Origin of the sequence: Bacillus sp. 275 (genome assembly GCF_001999205.1) — a bacterium.
Lineage (GTDB): Bacteria > Bacillota > Bacilli > Bacillales > Bacillaceae > Bacillus > Bacillus velezensis.
On record NZ_CP019626.1, the window covers coordinates 1540720 to 1559512 of the forward strand.

Genomic DNA, 18793 nt, shown 5'->3' on the forward strand with positions numbered 1-18793 from the left:
CGGCCGGTTTTTCTTTTGACGCCGGGTGCCGTTCGTATCTTTTTCCGGGCGTTTTTGGTATGATAGAAGAAAAATCGGAGTTTTGCTTATGTCAGTATTTATCCTTTTTTATCTGTGGATTGTGCCGATTGTCATCGGCATCTTCTGTTCTCTTTTTGCTTATCGGACAACGGGTAAGAAACGTCTGATTCCCGGCTTTTTCATGATCGCATTAAGCATCGTTTCCTTAATCACGGGGCTTTGGATCGGCGGGGTGAACTATCATGTGTTCATCGGGGGCATGTTTTTATTCGGTACGTTATTGGCCGGCTCCGCCTTCCCGTTTTTCTTCGCTCTTTCACGCAAACGAAAATAAACAGGCATGCCGCCTGTTTATTTTTATTCATTAACCCTAAATTATAAAACCGCTCCGATAATGTGATTCCGCCTCAATCAGCCTGTACATGTGTTATATAGGCTCCAGCCCATGTCCCATCTCATCGAAACTGCAGCCAAAATGAATCCTGCTAAAGAAGATTTTGAATTATAAGAAAAATACTGTATTAAAATCCTATTTACCCCAAAAATACCTATTGATAGAATGGTATCTGAGAGGGGAAAATGTTCAAAGCGGATCATATCGGTCCCGCCTAAATACATAGTCTATCATTTCTCTCTACACTACATTTCTAAAGGAGGATTTCCCATTAGACACGCAGCTAAAGGCATTCTGTTTGCCGCATCTTTAGCCCTTGTAACTACTACTTTTGTCCCCGCATCCTTAGCTAAAGAAAATCATAATAATACTGCCAATGCCACTGGAACGACCAAATCATTTTTTTATCAGACTGATACGCAATTTTCCTACGGACTTAAAGCACAAAGCGATGCATCTGTGTCAAAACCAGTCAAAGATGTAATCAGAGAAGTGCTGAAAAATAAAACAAAATTATTCAATCTTGTTGAAAAATTAGCAGGAAAGAAAATAAGAAATGAACTCGAATCCGTTTTCAATGAACACATCGAACCGGTTTTAAAGAAAATGCTGAACGAGTATGTCGCCTTAAGCTGGACTGACGTGGAAAAGAATCTTTATCTTTCACTTAAAAAGTCCGGACTTTCTGACAGCCAGGCTAAAAACCTCGCTCAATTGACAACTTTAGCAATGAAAGCATTTTAAAATCATTCATAAATGATCGTCAGGAAAATACGTATGAAGTAATGCAAAGTGCTGTTAGATTCACTCTAATAGCACTTTTTCATTGGAGATGGCACATGACTGTCTTTTTTACTGTTCTGCTCACTTTCTTATGCTGCCTTGTGATTTCATCTCTTATTTTTATGATTCTATTAAAAAAAGAGATCGTGGATACACCGCCAAACCGCTTAGCTCATGCAGCATTCATCTTACTTATTGGATTCTCCCTGTTCTTCGCTATAACTGTACCCAGCCTAGTTATGTATTTTGCAGCTATAACTGTAAATCATTTTTTCGGAGAATATATCATCTATGGTTCACTTTCAGACTTATACATATTTTCTGTCGTCGTCAGTATTTTAGCTTTAGTTTATATGCTAATCCTTACGGCAATTGTAAAAGGAATGACTCATGTTTTGACATTGCCTGCTTGGTCAGCCTATATCCTTGAATTCATTTTTGCATGGGCTGCTGTTTACTTCTCAATCCAATACGTTTCCAATCATATCATTGAGAACATATCTATATTTCAAGGTGGAGAAATTCTTCTTTCATTGTTCATCACTTTCTTATTTTCGGGATTGGATATCCTTTTCACTAATTTGGATAAGATCACAAAAGAGAAATTAGGCTAAGGGGGTAACAAATATGAGAATTATGACATATATATCCTATTTTTCTATTTCTTTAGTTTTGCAGGTGGTATGGCTGCTATTAATAAAAAGAACCTCTAATATATTTCTGATAGATATGATTACGGTGTCCTTCTTATTCACCCTCTTTATGTTCATCTTAGATCAAATGTTCAAAAAAAAGCGGACAAATTAGCGACTGTTTTTTAATAATCCTCGGGCTTCTCTTTCGTTTTGAAATGATTCCGGATCTGGGGATGTTGCGGCGAACCGTTCATTAATCTTTAACACCAGCCTCTTTAAAATACTTCTCCTTTTATATAACATCCTGACTTTTCCGTCATATATTCAAACGAAAAAACTGCAATAGGGAGTAATGAAACATGATATTGTTTATTGGCAAGTTCATGTTGCTCTTTTTATTCTGTTCGCTGGCGTATTATTTGTTTAAAATTGTTTATTACAATATAGGGAAGAACATTGCGCTTAAAACCCCGGAAGGGACAAAGACAAACCGGATGGGACATGTGTTTGTCAAAAATGGAACTACACTGAATGAGGGAGATTACTTTATGATCGCTGTTGTGACCGCTCTCTGGCTGTTCTTGAGATGAATTGCACTGGTCCTTCATAAGTTTTTTGATCAGCCAGCGCTCGCCAGCTGCCGATTTTCACAATCATCGTTTTCATTTAGGACGGCTATATGCAAGCAAGCCGCTCAACAAACAAAAAAATAAACAGGCATGCTGCCTGTTTATTTTTTAAAAGCGCCGGCTTTTTAAAACAGCCGTTTTAAGCTTTTCTTGAGTGACGGCATTTCGATTTTTTGGTTTTCAAAGAAGTTTTTCAGCATGTATTTGCTGAAGCCCTTCGCCTGGCCGTAAGTGATTTTCCCCGGAAGCGGCGGCTCGTCGCCGATGACGGCGTCGATGACGACCGGCTCATTTGAGTTGAGCGCTTCATGAAAAGCGGGAGCCAATTCCTCGTGTTTCGTCACTTTGATGCCTTTTGCTCCGCAGCTTTCTGCAAAAGCGGCGTAATCCATATTTTGCAGCTGGGTGACGTAGTCAATGTTGCCTTTGACCCGCTGTTCATATTCAATCATGCCTAAATTTTCGTTGTTTAATATGACAACCGTAATCGGCAGTTTATATTTAACAGCTGTCGGCAGATCCTGCATCACCATTGAAAATCCGCCGTCTCCGCAAATGGCGATGGACTGCCGCTCAGGTTCGGCAAGGCTTGCGGCAATCGCTCCCGGAAGCCCGCATCCCATCGTGGCGAGCCAGCTTGAGACGATAAAGTCCTGCTTCTTCATTTTAAAATGGCGGGCCATCCACACCGTAACCGTTCCGACATCCACCGACAGAACGGCATCGTCTGCGGCCGCATCCTGAAGCCGGGCGATGACCTGCTGGGGCTTGAGCGGATGAGTCGCCTCGGTTTCATCTTTTTCGATTTCCTTCCACCAATGCTTCATGTGCTCGGTGCAGGCGTCCAAAAATCTTCTGTCTTCTTTATATTCAATGTATTCCGTCAGCTCTTTCAGCCCCAGAGCCGCATCACTGACGATTCCCGCATTGACGGGATAGCGCTTGCCGATTTTCGCCGGATCCGAATCAAGCTGAATAGCGGGCGTATCATCCGGGAGATAATCCCTGTATGGGAACGATGTGCCGAGCATGATCAGCAGATCGCATTCCTCCATTGCTTCGTAGGCGGGCTTTGTGCCGATTTGCCCGAGATTCCCGAGAAAGTGGGGATGGCTGTCAGGCACGACGCCTTTTGCCGGAAGGGTGATCACAATCGGAGCGGCCGCTTTATCGGCGAATGCGAGCAGCTCCTCTTTTGCTGATTTTAACCCTTGGCCGGCGAGAATGACCGGTTTTTTTGCGTTGTTAATATATTGCGCGCATGTCACGAGATGTTCTTTTTTCGGCTCTATATCAGCTTTGAGGTATATTGGCGATGTGTAAACCGGCTCCCGTTTGATTTTTTGCGCGAATAAATCATCAGAAACGGTTAAAACGGCAACACCTTTTTTGCTGTAAGCCGTGCGGATCGCCTGATTCAGAAGATCGGGCAGCGCTTCTGCCGTATGTACCTGCTGGTTGAATACCGCCACGTCCTCAAACATCTGCTCTAATTTGATTTCCTGAAAGCTGTCACGGCCGATTTCATCGGAAGCCACCTGTCCCGCAATCGCCAGCACCGGAACGCCGTCCGCTTTGGCGTCGTATAAACCGTTCAGCAGATGAACGGCCCCCGGTCCTGCGATTGAAAGGCAGACACCGATCTGCCCGGTCAGTTTTGCCTCAGCCGCGGCAGCCAGGGCTGCGACTTCTTCGTGCCGGGTTTGGATGAATGTCAGGTTATTTCGTTCATGTCTCAGTTCTTCGATAAATTCATTAATGCTGTCTCCGGGAATGCCGTATATATGACCGACTCCCCATTGTTCAAGCAGCTCCGTCATTACGTGTCCTGCTGTTTTACTTGGCATACTGCATCCTCCTTTTACCTGTATTCATCCCCTTTTTCATACGGGTTGAAACACGGGCTATACTCTCAGCTTTTTTCTTAGCAGATCAAGGATGGATAACAGATTTCGGTCTTTAAGGACTGCCTTACGATTTGCCGCCCCATTGAGTCCGTCTTTTATTTGCCGTTTTCTGTTCGGCACCATGAACAGCGGCAGCCGGTTTGGGGAAAACCAGCGTAAAGCGGCGGTTTCCGATCCGTTCATCAGCGGTGTTCCTCCGGTAATGGCTCCGATGAAAACGTGCTGTGTATCTTCAAATGCCGGCCTTTCATACTCACCGGATTTTTGCAGGATGGTCACGTTATACCCGGTTTCTTCGAAGGCCTCTCTGACGGCTGCGGCTTCAGGTGTTTCACCTTCTTCAATCCTGCCCCCGGGCAAATCCCATAGTGGAACGTCTTTTCGTTTTACGAGCAATATGTCCCGCCCGTCATTTTGTATGATGACAAAAGCGCCTTGTGCCATGTCGTCCTCCTTTACAAAAAAGACCGCGGCATTTTAGCCTGCGGTCTTTGCCGTTACTTTTTAAAATGATACGGCAGGGTGGCGACGATTATGTCCTTCTTCCAAAACAGCCGGACGCGGAGCAAGAAGGCTGATTGGTTGTGAAGGATGGTCTGCCAGCGTTTTTTCGTAATAAATTGCGGAAACAGCACCATCACGGAGAACTGTTCTTTTTTCGCTTTCTGTTCGACCGTTTCCAAAAACTTATCAAACGGGTGAACCAGACTGCGGTATGAGGAATGCAGGGTGACGAGACGGACGCCGTTATGAAGCTCTTCCCAGCGCTTTTCCACCTTTTTTTCGTGTTCTCTGTCAAAGGAAACATGAACCGCAATGACCTGATCCGATAATGATTTCGCATACTGAATCGATTTTTGGACGACGGTGGTGACACCAGCGACAGGCACGATGACGACGGTTCCCCTGATTTCCTCAGGCTGCTGATCAACGACCCGCAGCTGTTCGCCGACCGCGGTGTAGTGATTTTTAATGACGAAAAACAGCATCACGACAGCAGGCATGAATAACAGCACCGGCCAGACAAGATTGAACTTCGTCGCGAATAAAATACACAGCACCATAAATGAAATGGCGGCGCCGCATGAGTTAATCAGCATTTTTACCGCCCAGCCCTTCGGCTTCTGCCTGATCCACTTGATGCACATTCCCGTCTGCGACAGCGTAAACGGAATGAACACGCCGACGGCATAAAGCGGAATTAAATGTTCCGTGCGGCCGCCGAATAAAAGAATGAGCAGGATGGACGCGATACCGAGAAAGATGATGCCGTTTGAAAAGCCTAACCGGTCGCCTCGTACCGTAAACATTCTCGGCATATACTGATCGCGCGCTAAATTAAACGCCAGCTGCGGAAATGCGGAAAAGCCCGTATTCGCCGCAAGCACGAGAATCAATGATGTAACGCCTTGAATGAAATAATACACCGTATGGCGGCCGAATGTTTCCGCGGCGATTTGTGAAATAACGGTCTCGTTAGGCTTCGGACCCGTGCCGTAGCCGTACGCCAGCACCGTAATCCCCGTAAATAAGATCGCCAGCAGAATCCCCATCATGGCCAAAGTGCGGGCCGCGTTTTTTGCCGGAGGATTTTTAAAGGCCGGGATCGCGTTTGAAATGGCTTCAACACCGGTCAGCGCCGAACACCCTGAAGAAAAGGCCTTCAGCAGCAAAAACAGCGTGATGCCCGCTACGGGCGTGCCGATTGGTGTATGCTCGGCCGGATGAACCTGGCCCGTCATGAGCTTAAACAGCCCGACGACGATCAAAAGGACAAGCGCCGCCACAAACAGATAGACGGGATACGCCAAAATGGACGCCGACTCTGACAGTCCTCTCAAATTTAAAATCATAATCAGAATCACAAGCAAAACAGCAATGAGCAAATGATACGGGTGCAGGGCCGGAAATGCCGATGTAATCGCGTCAGTTCCGGCAGAAATGCTTACCGCCACCGTCAGAATATAATCAACAAGCAATGAGCCGCCCGCAATCAGGCCGGGCTTCTCACCAAGATTCTCTTTAGAAACCATATAAGCGCCTCCGCCTTGCGGATAAGCGTAAATAATCTGTCTGTAGGACAGAATCAAAGCAAGCAGCAAAATGAGAACACCCGCTGCGATCGGAATGGAATACCAAAACGCGGCCGCGCTTACCGCAGCCAAAATGATCAGAATCTGTTCCGTTCCGTAAGCAACTGATGACAGCGCGTCTGAAGAAAGCATGGCGAGCGCCTTGAGTTTCGTGAGTTTCTGCTCTCCGGCCGCCTGTGATTTCAGCGGTTTCCCAATCAAAAATCTTTTGATTGAATGGTACATTTGTTGTTTTCCCCTTTTTTTCATTTTCCGTTTGATTTACAAACCCTTACTGCTATGATGTCTCCGAATGCTGATTGCATGCCATATTTCAGCACAGCAAAAAGACACAGAGGCAAACGGATGCCCCTGCGCCATAATCGTGCACAGGTTTCATTCATCTCCTCTCATGAACGCTTACGAGGTTAGCTGTCGGATTCGGGCTGATGAGAGTTGGCCCTACCTGAAAAAGGATTCACCCCAAGCGGCATCACGCGCCGCAAATTGGTTCCCCCGCTCTGATTACAGATTAAGCGATATAGATTATAAAAGAGATCATACTCCCGTCCCGTTCAGTTGTAAAGGGGCTTTTATGCTGTTTCAAAAATAAAAAAATCACCGCCAAAAATGGAAATCAAAATACAAAAAAAAGAGGCCTGTGAACGGCCTCTTTTTCCATCATTACTCTTCGCTTTTTTCATGATCCGCTTTCCTTTTTTTCCTTCTTGCCGTCAGCCAGATCAGACCGGCCGCAATGATCATAAGCGCCGCGAAAACAGCAATATACGTAACGTTCAGTGCTGCGGACCGGCTCTTCGTATCAGCCGCCGGACTGCTGTCATCGGACTTGATTTGCTGATGATTCGAAAACAGCTGCCGGCCGGCTGTTTCGTTAATGACGGTTGCGGCATCGCTTGTGCTGTCTAAAAAGCTGATCAGCTCTTTTGTGACAGACGCGCCGCTTCCCGATAACGGAGCAAAAACAGCGATGCTCCGGCCGGAGTCCCAAGGTGATTCCTGGGTAAACGCAACTTGTTTCGTTGTCTCATTCAGCATCTGAAACGAAGAAACATCGTACGCGCCGCTGCGGTCTGACGGCACGAGAAGCTTAGAGGCGTTTGACTTTAAAAGCGGGATTTGCGGCAGGCCTCCGATAAACACAACATTCCGGCCTTTGGCATCCGCTTCCTTCATGTCTGATGCCGTCTTTACGGTAAAGCCGTTTCCGAATGAATCCGCCACCAGAGAAAGTTCTTTCAATGTCTGTATGTTTACGCCATCCGGGATGACGATCACTGTTTTCTCTTTCCCGCCGCCCGCAAACGGGAGCGGCCATTGCCCGAAATCCGCTTTCTGCGCCGCATCGCTTACCGGATACGTCAGCGTGCTGCTTTTATCAATATAGACCCATTTGTTTTCGTCACGGTCGATACACGGATTGTTATGTTTCAAACCTGATGTGACAAATTGCAGATCAATGTACCTGCTGCTTCGCAAAAGCTTCGGATCAATCGGGATGGAGACGTGGTAAAAGCCGTCTTTATCTTTATTGCCGAGATCATCAAGACGCACCGCATTCGGCTGTCCGTTGACCATGACGTTCAGCTCCGCTCTCTCAGCGTCATCATCTGAATCCGCCTTCGTCCGGATCGATTCCGACGTTTTTAATGTAAGTGAAAGCTTGACCTTACCGTCTTTATCAACAGCGGCAGCCGCAGGGTAAAAGAAGTGCTCTGACGCCGTTTTGTTTGATCCGACCGTTACATTTCCCGCGCCGAAGTCCTCTAGTGTCAGTTTATTGCCTGTCTTTTCCGCAGCGGGCTGAAGGCGGCCGATTGTCAAAGTATCTCCGCCCAGCTGGCTTGAATAAGCGCTGTCTGTGATGACGCGGATTTTATCCGCCAGCGTTTTGTCTGATTGCGCCGTGACAAACAGGACGGGCTGCCGTTTGTCCCCTGATGTCAGAACCCGTTCAGCGAGAAGAAGTTTGTTGTCTTCCGCTTTGATGTTCCCGCGTTCGAAAAGCTCTTTTATTTTCCCGTTCCAATGCTGATCAGCGCCGATGACAATTGACGGATTGCTGATTTTGCCGGCGTCGGATTCTTTTACATAGGATACCTTCAGCCTGCTGTCTGCCGTTTTCAGAAATGCTTCTGCTTTGACTGCGGCTTCAGCTTCCGCCGAGGTCGTTTTGTCAGGAAGGATAATATCGGTTTCTTCACCCGTATTGCCTGATTGGGCAAACGGATACGGGAAATGGCCGAGATCCGCTCCCTTTGACTTGCTTGCTTCTGAAAGCACAAGGCGGCTGTCCGGATAAATTTTTATCCAGTTGCCTGACGTATCCTGCCTGACGCAGACGCCCTCTTTTAATACGCCGTAAAATTGCAATGATACATTGTGATAGCCTTGGGCGGATTGGCTTTTGCTGAGATTGAGCTTCACCGTTTTCCGCTTGGAGCTGCCGTCAAGCTTTATGGATTTGACGGGTTCATCATCAATTGCGATGGTTAAAGAAGACGGGGCAATTAATAAGTTTGACGCCTCGTAATCAATCAGAAGCGACTGATCGGCATTCGAAGCTCCCGCAGGAATCTGATAGGTCAGCTCTGCGCTGTCTTTCGCCCCGTACAGTGTCATCAGATCGCCAGTCAGCGCCTGCTGCTCTTTTGCGCCGGCGCTTGTTCCGAGGGCGGAACCGTCCGTTTTCAGTTCCCGGGCCGCGGCCGCCTGCCCGTTATACATCAATAGCAAAAGGCCAGTTATCAATATGATCGCTTTTTTCAAAAAGGTCACCCGCTTTTATTTTGATTGTATCGCTCCGTTTTGTACCACTTGACTTCCTGCTTGAACAAGCGGTGCTTGATCTCTGTGAATAGTGACCAGATGACGAGCACGATCCAAGCCTGGGAGTATGTAAAGTACATCAGAAATACGATAAAGAAGTTTTGTTTGTTCATTTCTGTTTTTTCAATGCTTAAAGTAATCATGACCTCAGTCATAAACAGGAAAAAGGCCAGTATCCACAAAATCATCGCCAAAAACCCGACAGCCAGATGCAGGTCATAAAAAAGATTGATGATAAAAATCGTGTTTGACATGATCACACCGAAGAAAAACAAAAAATACGTAAAAAAGAAATAAAACAGATCGAAGATGATCCGCTTGCGTTTCAGCTTGAAAAATTGGGATAAAAACTTGAGAACAACGTATTGGTTGCCGCGCGCCCATCTTGTCCGCTGACGCCACCACACCTTCCATGTCTCAGGCTCCTGCTCCCATGTCACAGCCGCCGGGAAAAAGCGGATATGGTAGCCGAGATTATAGACGCGGATGGTCAGCTCTGTATCCTCCGCCAGCGCCTTATCATCCCAGCCGCCGAGCTGTTCGATAATGCTCCGCCTGATCGCGAAGTTCGTCCCCGGGATGGTGGCGATTTTGAACCATTTCCATCTGCCGCCCTGCGCCATCCACTGAAAGCAGATGGTTTCAATATTGATAAACTTCGTCAGGATCGTTTTGGCCGCGTTGATGACACGGAATTTCCCGACAACCGCTCCTGCTTTCTCATCATTCATCAGACCGAGAACCAGGTAGTACACCGCCATTTTTTCCGGCGTGTTGTCCGCATCATACACGCAGATCACGTCTCCGTTCGATTCCGCGAACCCTGAGTTCAGCGCCGAAGATTTTCCTTTTCCGGCGTTCGGGGGCTTTGTAATGACCATTTTAATGAAGTCATACTGACGGGAAAATTCATTGACGATGTCTCCCGTTCGGTCGGAGGAATTATCATTAACGACGATGATCTCAAGCCTGTCTTTCGGATAATACAGGTTCACCATCGCCTTCAGCGTCTGCCTGATGACGACCTCCTCATTATGGGCGGGAATGAGCACGCTGACCTTCGGGAGCTCCCCCATCTTTGCGCGCCATTTCGGAATGTTCCGTTCGAAGGTCATATAATGCCTGAATCCGCCCTGCATCAGAAACATGTGATAGAGAAGCATCACCCATATTAAACTTAATGAGATAAAAAACAGAATGTTACTCAAGGCTCCTTCTCTCCTTAAAAATTCGTTTTTTTAATGTGGCGCGCAAATAAAGGACGTAGCAGGCGAACATGATGATAAACAATAACACCACGCCGGAGAGAATCCAAAGCGCTTTTTCCAGAGGCGTCTGCTGATGGTGATTGAAAAAGGCCGTTATCGGATGAATCTTGTTTTCCACATGAATGGTCCCGTCTCCGTCCGTTTTGATCCTGACGCTGTCCGACGTTACCGTTTGCTTCGTTTTCTTCAGATCGAGCCACTCGCCGCCGGGGATTCGCTCCATCTGATTGACGAGCTCGGGGAGGTATTTCATGCCGAGATACGGATGGTAGAAACCGCCCGCCGTTCCGCCGCCGAAATCAATCATCTGCGAAATATGATTCTCCATATCTCCGAGCGGATTTTCCTTTGAGTTATCGGCATAACCGATTGTTTCCGGGTACAGCGTCATCCCGTCCAGCATAGCCGGCTTTGAGACGAACGGAGGGGCGCCCGAGGTTTTCCACGTCGTGCCGCTGAGCTGCACTTGTCCGAAAATGCTGGAGAAATAAGAAGATGCGATTTTGTAGCCTTCTTCAGACATCGTATAGTGCGGCGCTTCGAATGACAGCGGGTAAAGGCCGAGCTCTGTCAGATCGTCAATCGCCTGCTCCAGCTTCGTTCTCGTGTAGATTTTTTCTTTTTCACGGAAAGGCTTCACATACGCCCGGTACGCTTTTTCATTCGGAAAATCCTGTTCCTTTTCAAGCTTGACCGGAGTATCATCCGCATTTTCTGACGTAATCGGCTGATCCGCTTTGGCATCCCAAAATTCAAAGCCTTCTCCCGTTTCGCTGTATCGGTATGCGTGCGTGTAGCCGTGAACAATGATGCTGCCGCCCATTTGCTGAAGTTTTTTCAGGACGCTGACCATTTTCGGCTTGTCCGCCAAGTATACTTTTTCTCCGTTTTCCGGATTGAGATAGACCGGAATGACCGCCAGAATAAACGGAATGTGTCTTTTATGCAGGTAAGCGCCCGCTTCGTAAAGCAATCTTTCATCTGACATCGGACTGATGTCTTCAAGCCGTAAATAAAGGAGGGTGCCGCCCGCTGATTCTCCGAATGCGCTGCGCAGCGCTTTCGCCGTCAGAAACGAATCATTTAACAGGCTCGTCACACCGAAATAATAGTCAGAGCGCGCCGTTTTCCACATAAAAGGGCGGGTGCTGCCGTCACCGGACCGGTATGTATAAAGGGACTCCCCTTTTACTCCCGATACGCCGAGCACGGACATCCCTTTTTCAAGCGGCATGTCTGTTTTTTCTTTCTTACCGTAAATGCGGTATACCGTTTCTTTCTCTGTCAGGGACAAACCCGCAAATTGGCGGAACTGCCCGGCGTTATAGCCGATGCTGATAAGCTGCTGCGGCATGCTGCTGATCAGAGACACGAATGATGCGCTGAGCTTTTTTTTCGTGACGCCGTAATAGATGACGCGCCGATTCTTTTTGAGGTCCGCGGCTGTGATGTCTCCGTCGCTTTTCACGGTGACGGCGGATGAGAAATGGCCCGCGGTCAGATCAAGCATTTTGACCTCAGCGGTTTCTTTGCCGTCCGTGCTTGTATAAATAATGAGAATGCCGTCCTTTTTGTCTTTTGCTTCCGCCGGACGGGGAACATAAACCGCCGAAATCATGAAGAGCGCCGAGAGTAAGAGACGTATCCATTTAGAGTTCATTCATCATCATCTCGTTTTCCAGTTCATTTAAAAATTGCTCGGCCGTTTGTAAATCCTTTCGGTACGCCAAGTAACATACACGGAAGGTGATGGAGACGTATTTACCGTTTTGCAGCCGGTACGTATCCAATTCCTTTTTCAGCTTCGCCAGAACGGCCGGCATGTGTTCTTCAGGCGTATGGGTCAGCACGATGCCGAACCGTTCGGCGGACGGCCTGAATTTTTTGTCTGTTTCCCGAACGCTTGACCGGATTTGGCGGCTGATAAACGCCAGCAGGCGGTCGGTCTCTTTTTCTCCGTAGAGGGATTTGAATTCCTTGAAATAATGCATGTGCAGCAGCAAAAAGACGAAGGAATTGCCGTAACGTTCCGCCCGCTTGATTTCCTCAGAAAGCTCCAGCTTCATCCGCAGATGGTTGTCAAAGCCGGTCACCCTGTCGACGGCGACAAAGCTCGTAATCTCTTCACGCAGCTGTTTCACTGAGCGCTCAAGCCCCTTCGCCAACTCGTGAATCCTTCCCGCTATGTAAGAAAAGACGAGCAGCGCAATCCCCCAAATGACCAGCACCTGCAGACTTTCGGCACCGGCAGACGCCATAAAGCTCCCGGTCTGAAACCACAGGAGCAGACTGCCGAGAACAAATAAGACGAGTAAGGTGATGACGAGCGCGTAGATTGCCCCGAACCATATGCCGGCTCCCGCAACAAGCAATGTGATGCAGGTTATCAGAAGCCCTGCGGATTGCTGAGACGCATAGTAAATAAAAAAAGACAGCAGCACCAGCATAACCGCTGTGTAGCTGCACAGTTTTTGTGATTCATTGAATGATATTTTCATTAAACAATTTCCTTTCAGCCAGAAGCGGCAGCAGGTTATCGAAAGAATGTGTATCGCCCCCGCTCATATAGCCGCCGTAATCAGGTTTCAGCGTGTCCAGTGTTTCAAATGAAGTCATTCTTTCATAAAGCGGCTTGATGACAGCCGGATCAGCTTTTTGTTCTGCTAAAAAAAGAACGGCCAGGGCGTAAACGGACGGTGATTCGTATTGAACCGCCGGCTCCTTCGTGTCTGCGCTGTATCGTCCGTACAGCTGTCCGCGCGACTTAAATTCCTTTATCATCCATTTCGACAGCACAGCGGCTTTGCCATCGCCCCGCTTCAGATTCACGGCGGCATACAGCTGGTCGATAACATTGACTTCGCTGTCATATTTGTATTCCTTAGTTTCGGTATTGAACGATTTCGGCAAAAAACCATTTTTCAGGGGCGCAAGATTGAGAACATCGAGGTTCCTGTTTTCCGTTTTCTCATCGATAATCCCCTTTTCTCTGAGCATCTGTAAGGCGCCGGGATCGACATAGGACAACGTCACGGTCTTTGACGCGGCATTTGAAGCGGCATCATAATAATCCGTAAAATACCCGTCATTCGTATTGTATTTTTCCAGCGCCTTCCCGATCTGCACCGCTGTTTTCCCGTATTCACTGTTTCCCCATAGGGTTCCGGCCTCATTCAGACAGTTCATGATTCTGAAATCGTCAATTAAGGCATTGGTGCCGCTCGCTTTATTCCCGTCAATCTTCCACGACACGAGCCCGTTTTTCGTCAGAAACGAATCGGTGAGAAGCTGATATTGCGCTTGAAACTGCCGTTCATCTTTCCTGTTCAGCAAAAATGCCATCCATAGTCCGAGAGACTCTGATAAATATTCCGGCTCACCGGTTATGTTCGTCCGGATCATCCCCCGCCCGTTCATCAATTTATGATAAATAAAATGCTCTGCGGGCTGAAGCGGCCCGGACGGTTCGGCTGCCGCCTGTTTTTCAGTGCCGGCCTCCGCGCACCCCGCCGTCAGAACGATCGAAATCAAAAGGATCATCAGGCGAAAAACGAATTGCTTCACAGTCCATCCTCCTATTTTATAAATCCTTTTTTAGACCCATATCTTATTTTTTCACAAAGTATTTTTACTATATAGGAAACGATAAAAGAATACTAGCATTTTTTCACATTGGGAAATTTTAAATGGGAGCGCCGTCTGCTCACCTTTTCCCTTTTCGTCTGGATCGTATTCCCATTACAGTAAAAAACACAACAAAAGGCAGCATTTCTTTACAAATGCTGCCTTTCTCTGATCTATTTATCCAGGCCGAGTTTTTTCAGCTGTTCTGCCAGCGCGTTGTTCATCGGCTCCTCTTTGTTTTGGCTTTTCATATAAGAGTTGATGTCCCGCTTGGATGCGCGTCCGGATTTATCTTTCGCCTTGCGCTTTTCAAAGACGGACAGTTTCTCCCGGTGGCCGCATACACATGCGAAGGTTTGGCCTTCGCCCTGGCCGCGAAGCTCCATTTTCTTATGACAGTTCGGACAGCGGGCGTTTGTTTTTCTTGCCAGCGTTTTCCGGCTTCCGCACTCACGATCCTGACATACGAGCATCGTGCCGCGTTTGCCGTTGACTTTAAGCATCATTTTGCCGCAATCAGGGCAGGCGGTGCCTGAAATGTTGTCATGTCTGAAGGTTTGGCTGCTGTTTTTGATTTCCTTCACCGTTTTGCCCGCATATGTTTTCATGTCTTTAATGAACACGGCGGATTTCAGTTTGCCCGCTGCGATGGCGGAGAGCTTTTGCTCCCACTCAGCGGTTAAGGCCGGTGATTTTAAATCTTCCGGGACGAGCTGTAAGAGCTGCTTCCCTTTTGACGTAATAAAAATATCTTTTTCTTTTTTCTCGATCAAGAAACTGTTGAACAGTTTTTCAATGATATCAGCGCGGGTGGCGACTGTTCCGAGTCCGCCGGTTTCACCCAATGTTTTCACAAGGTTCTTCTCTTCTCCCTGCATAAAGGCGCTTGGGTTCTCCATCGCAGATAACAGCGTGCCTTCATTAAAGCGCGCCGGCGGTTTCGTCTGTCCGCTCGTTTCTTTCAGTGATGAGACAGTGAGGCGCTGACCCTGCTGAAGATCCGGGAGCGTCTGGTCTTTGTCTTCCTCATGATCGTCGTCATCCTCGTACATATCATACACGGCTTTCCAGCCAGGCGATTGAACCGTTTTCCCTTTTGCGGTAAATGTTTCGCCGCCGATATCGGCTGTGACCTTTGTTTCTTCGTATTCGAACGCCGGCATTAACACGGCGAGAAAACGTTTGGCAATCAGGTCGTAAAGCTTTCGTTCTTTGTCGCTGAGGCTTGAAAGGATCAGCGGCTCCTCTGTCGGAATGATGGCATGGTGATCCGATACTTTCGCATCATTGACGAATCCTTTATGCGCTTTGACGCCCCGCTTCAGTATTTGATTGACGTACTGTGCGTACGGCTTAACTTCCATGCCGTTTAAACGGTCTTTTAAAGTCGGCACGATGTCTGCGGAAAGGAATCTGGAATCCGTCCGCGGGTAAGTGACAAGCTTATGCTGTTCATACAGCTTTTGAAGCACGGACAGCGTCTCTTTTGCGGAGAAACCGAAGCGCTTATGAGCGTCCCGCTGCAATTCCGTCAAGTCGTAAAGACCGGGAGCGAAGCTTTTCTTCGCCGTTTTTTTCAATTCTGAAATGACTGCCGGCTTTCCTTGCAGGTCTTTTGCCAAACGGCCGGTCACCGTCTGATCGAATGTTCTTGTCTGCTTTGTTTTTTTACCCTGCCATGTCAGCGTCATCTGATCAGCCGCCGCGCGGAGACCGTAATAAGGAACGGGTTTGAACGCCTGAATGTCCGCTTCACGCTTGGCGATCATCGCCAATGTCGGAGTCTGGACGCGTCCGCATGACAGCTGCGCGTTAAATTTTGTGGTCAGCGCGCGGGTCGCGTTGATGCCGACGATCCAATCCGCTTCCGCTCTGGCAACGGCGGAATGATACAGGTTTTCGTACTCTTTTCCGCTGCGGAGCTTTTGAAATCCTTCTTTAATCGCCTTATCCGTCACAGAGGAAATCCACAGCCGCTTAATCGGTTTGCGGACGTTTGCCTTTTCGATAATCCAGCGGGCCACAAGCTCCCCTTCCCGTCCTGCGTCTGTAGCGATTACGATCTGGCTGACGTCTTTCCGGACAAGCTGAGCTTTGACCGCATTGAACTGTTTTCCTGTTTTTTTAATGACGACGAGCTTTAAAGGCTCCGGAATAATCGGCAGATCCTCAAGCCGCCATGATTGAAATTCTTTGCCGTATCCTTCAGGGTCAGCGAGCGTTACCAGATGCCCGAGCGCCCATGTGACGATGTAGCGGTCGCCTTCAAGATATCCGTTTCCTTTTTTATGACACTTCAGAACGCGGGCCAAGTCCCGGCCGACTGAAGGTTTTTCAGCTAATACAACTGTTTTTGACATGCTTTTCACTTCTCTTTCTTTCACAATCATCCTGTTATTATAACAGACTTCCTCACGCTCCCTCTAATCGAGGACGTTTTTTGTGTCAATTTCTGAGAAAATGACGTGGGTCACGGTTTGGGCATACGGAGAGGTGCGGTTGATGAAGTGTTCGATCGTTTCCAGGCTGTCCGCGTTCATCTTCAGCATATAACACGCCGCCCCGGCGACCCGAAAACAAAATTCAATGTTGGGAATGGATTGAATGTAGGTTTTAAATTGATCGTATTTTCCGTTTTTCACTGTCGCTTCGACAATGCAGGAAACAGGAAGCCCGATCTTTTTTTGATCAATGTCCAATGTATAGCGCTTAATGACGCCGAAGGATTCAAGCTGTCTGACACGCTCTGTGACGGACGGGGCTGACAATTTGATTTTTCTGCCCAGTTCCCGCATGGACAGGCGGCTGTCCCGCTGCAGCTCTTTAATGATGCTCAGATCCACATTATCTAGTTTCATGACTGTAGTCCTTCCTTACCCTTTTGGCTATATTATCAAGAGAAATCCGAAAAATGACAAGAACAACAGGCTGAATTAATAAAGGTTTTTTAGGAACTGACGCGAAATGGTCATATTAGGACTGCCCTTTGCTTATAGTATAGAGGAAAAAAGATGTCCGACAGGAGGGAGCTGTATGTTACACACGCCTATCGGCAGACTTCGCACGATGGGGTTTATTGAAGGAATGTCGCTTTTGGTGCTGCTGTTTATCGCGATGCCGCTGAAGTATTGGGCTCATCATCCGCTCGCCGTCACCATTGCCGGTTCCATTCACGGCGGTTTGTTTATCATTTATCTGGCGGTGCTGGCGTATGCGGCGTTTACTGTCAAATGGCATGTGAAATGGTCAGCCGCCGGTTTTATCGCGGCCTTTATTCCGTTCGGTAATTTTATTTATGATCGCGGCCTGAGACATTATCAATAAAAAAGCTCCTCTTCTGGGGACTGACCCCCGTTTTTGAGACAGGGATCAAAACACCTTTAAGCAGCCAGCTGTCGGTATGTGACCGGCGGCTGGTTGTTTAGTTTCGTTTGAATACGAATGTTGTTATAATAGTATATATAGGTTTCGACAGTTTGCTCTACGATGGTCGTCGTAGTGCTTTCCAACCTGTCGAGGTAGAACGTTTCAGACTTTAGTGAGGAATGAAACGATTCGATGGAGGCATTATCAGCGGGTGTCCCTTTACGGGACATGCTCATGGTAATGCCTTTTGTTTTAACAGCTTTCTGATACTCATAAGATGTATAAACAGAACCTTGGTCACTATGTAACACGCAGTTCTCTGGGAGTACGGGCAGCTGATCAAGTGTGTGTAAGACAAAATCTGTGTCCTGTCTATCGCCAATCGTAAAAGCAATCACTTCTCCATTGTATAAATCCAATATACTGGAAAGATACAATTGTTTCTGCCCATAAGGCAAATATGTGATATCCGTTACTAGCTTTTCCAGAGGGCGATCAGACTGAAAGTTCCGATCTAATATATTCTCGGCCACGGCATATGGCTGCCCATTCTTCTTGCGCTTTTTCACCTTAACCCGGCATTGCCACTGGTTTTTCTGCATAATGCGCTGAACCGTTTTATGATTAATACGCATTCCCTTTTTTAATATGGCTGTGATTTTCCGATAGCCATATCGATACTTATGTTCTCGGCACAACGTGCCGATTTGTTTTTCTAAATGGTATTTAGGGTTATCTTTCATCAGATTCTTCTTCCAACGATAATAAGATGCTCGTGAGATACCTAAATGAATACAGATATCCTGTATGGTCATTGTGCCGCGCAATGCTTCTACAAGCTCGACTGGCGTTTCGCTATCAGCTTCCTTTCCAATTCGTTGTACTTTTTTAACACTTCATTCTTTTGTCTCAGATAACGATTTTCTGCCTGCAGTTTCTCTAATTCGGAAGAATACTCTGGACCTTTTCCATAAGAATATTGCTTTCCGACAGGTTGTTCGAATCGATGTGTGTCCCCAGCTTTATACCACCTGACCCATGTCTGCACCTGCGTCTTATTCTTTATATTCAATTCCTGCATGATCTCCTTCACAGGCACGCCCGCCAATCTCATTTCTACAGCCTTCTGTTTGACTTCAACCGGATAACTCACTCTTGCCCTCATAGAAAAACACCTCCAAGTCTAATTTCGGATAACAACGATCCGTTTTCAAACTTGAAGGTGTTTTTTGTTTGTCTCATAT

The 18793-nt window shown here is 47.3% G+C and carries 16 protein-coding genes and 1 riboswitch; of the genes, 5 read left to right on the forward strand and 11 right to left on the reverse strand.

Going from position 1 to position 18793, the window contains the following annotated elements; all coding sequences use genetic code 11:
- Nucleotides 1–88 precede the first annotated feature (88 nt).
- The 4 genes from BZ167_RS07375 (at nucleotide 89) to BZ167_RS20480 (ending at nucleotide 2423) form a co-directional block, all read left to right on the forward strand.
- Complete coding sequence (locus BZ167_RS07375; RefSeq protein ID WP_060675355.1) at nucleotides 89–355, forward strand: hypothetical protein; 267 nt, start codon at nucleotides 89–91, stop codon at nucleotides 353–355.
- 225 nt (nucleotides 356–580) lie between these two features.
- Complete coding sequence (locus BZ167_RS20325) at nucleotides 581–1159, forward strand: hypothetical protein (protein ID WP_170936342.1); 579 nt, start codon at nucleotides 581–583, stop codon at nucleotides 1157–1159.
- 95 nt (nucleotides 1160–1254) lie between these two features.
- Nucleotides 1255–1812: a hypothetical protein gene (locus BZ167_RS07385; RefSeq protein WP_033575058.1), complete on the forward strand. Its 558-nt coding sequence runs from the start codon at nucleotides 1255–1257 to the stop codon at nucleotides 1810–1812.
- Between the two features lie 380 nt (nucleotides 1813–2192).
- Nucleotides 2193–2423, forward strand: coding sequence for a hypothetical protein (locus BZ167_RS20480; protein ID WP_033575060.1), 231 nt, complete (start codon nucleotides 2193–2195; stop codon nucleotides 2421–2423).
- 164 nt (nucleotides 2424–2587) lie between these two features.
- Here the strand turns inward: BZ167_RS20480 and BZ167_RS07400 are convergent, their stop codons facing one another.
- From BZ167_RS07400 to BZ167_RS07445, 10 genes are all read right to left on the reverse strand, one after another.
- The gene (locus BZ167_RS07400; RefSeq protein ID WP_060675354.1) at nucleotides 2588–4309 is read right to left on the reverse strand and encodes a pyruvate oxidase; all 1722 of its coding nucleotides are present in this window, start codon (nucleotides 4307–4309) and stop codon (nucleotides 2588–2590) included.
- A 57-nt stretch (nucleotides 4310–4366) separates the two neighbouring features.
- The gene (locus BZ167_RS07405; RefSeq protein WP_015239176.1) at nucleotides 4367–4813 is read right to left on the reverse strand and encodes an NUDIX hydrolase; all 447 of its coding nucleotides are present in this window, start codon (nucleotides 4811–4813) and stop codon (nucleotides 4367–4369) included.
- A 53-nt stretch (nucleotides 4814–4866) separates the two neighbouring features.
- Nucleotides 4867–6687, reverse strand: a complete 1821-nt coding sequence (locus BZ167_RS07410) for an APC family permease (protein WP_077392010.1) — start codon at nucleotides 6685–6687, stop codon at nucleotides 4867–4869.
- 156 nt (nucleotides 6688–6843) lie between these two features.
- A riboswitch (cyclic di-AMP (ydaO/yuaA leader) is annotated at nucleotides 6844–6990 on the reverse strand.
- 135 nt (nucleotides 6991–7125) lie between these two features.
- On the reverse strand, nucleotides 7126–9231 hold the full coding sequence (locus BZ167_RS07415) for a cellulose biosynthesis cyclic di-GMP-binding regulatory protein BcsB (protein WP_061890427.1): 2106 nt from the start codon (nucleotides 9229–9231) through the stop codon (nucleotides 7126–7128).
- A gap of 5 nt (nucleotides 9232–9236) precedes the next feature.
- Entirely contained in the window at nucleotides 9237–10499 is a 1263-nt protein-coding gene (locus BZ167_RS07420) for a glycosyltransferase family 2 protein (RefSeq protein WP_017419244.1), read from the reverse strand.
- Complete coding sequence (locus BZ167_RS07425) at nucleotides 10492–12219, reverse strand: DUF2334 domain-containing protein (RefSeq protein WP_077392011.1); 1728 nt, start codon at nucleotides 12217–12219, stop codon at nucleotides 10492–10494. Before BZ167_RS07425 ends, BZ167_RS07420 begins: the two co-directional genes overlap by 8 nt.
- The gene (locus tag BZ167_RS07430) at nucleotides 12209–13057 is read right to left on the reverse strand and encodes a diguanylate cyclase domain-containing protein (RefSeq protein ID WP_041482102.1); all 849 of its coding nucleotides are present in this window, start codon (nucleotides 13055–13057) and stop codon (nucleotides 12209–12211) included. Before BZ167_RS07430 ends, BZ167_RS07425 begins: the two co-directional genes overlap by 11 nt.
- Complete coding sequence (locus tag BZ167_RS07435) at nucleotides 13038–14123, reverse strand: lipoprotein YdaJ (protein WP_060675352.1); 1086 nt, start codon at nucleotides 14121–14123, stop codon at nucleotides 13038–13040. The genes BZ167_RS07430 and BZ167_RS07435 overlap by 20 nt, the downstream gene beginning before the upstream one ends.
- 233 nt (nucleotides 14124–14356) lie before the next feature.
- Nucleotides 14357–16543 (reverse strand): DNA topoisomerase III, encoded by a 2187-nt coding sequence (locus BZ167_RS07440; RefSeq protein ID WP_060675358.1) that lies wholly within the window; start codon nucleotides 16541–16543, stop codon nucleotides 14357–14359.
- A 63-nt stretch (nucleotides 16544–16606) separates the two neighbouring features.
- A complete protein-coding gene (locus tag BZ167_RS07445) occupies nucleotides 16607–17041 on the reverse strand; it encodes a transcriptional regulator LrpC (RefSeq protein ID WP_007410180.1) in 435 nt (144 codons plus the stop codon).
- 175 nt (nucleotides 17042–17216) lie between these two features.
- On the opposite strand from BZ167_RS07445, the gene BZ167_RS07450 reads away from it, so the two are divergent.
- A complete protein-coding gene (locus BZ167_RS07450; protein ID WP_007410179.1) occupies nucleotides 17217–17507 on the forward strand; it encodes a DUF3817 domain-containing protein in 291 nt (96 codons plus the stop codon).
- 56 nt (nucleotides 17508–17563) lie between these two features.
- Here BZ167_RS07450 and BZ167_RS07455 read toward each other — a convergent pair.
- Nucleotides 17564–18714 (reverse strand): IS3 family transposase gene (locus tag BZ167_RS07455; RefSeq protein WP_148660071.1). Its coding sequence is split into 2 segments (ribosomal slippage): nucleotides 17564–18441 and nucleotides 18441–18714, totalling 1152 coding nucleotides; the frame shifts between segments, so codons are not numbered across the junction.
- Between the last annotated feature and the right edge of the window lie 79 nt (nucleotides 18715–18793).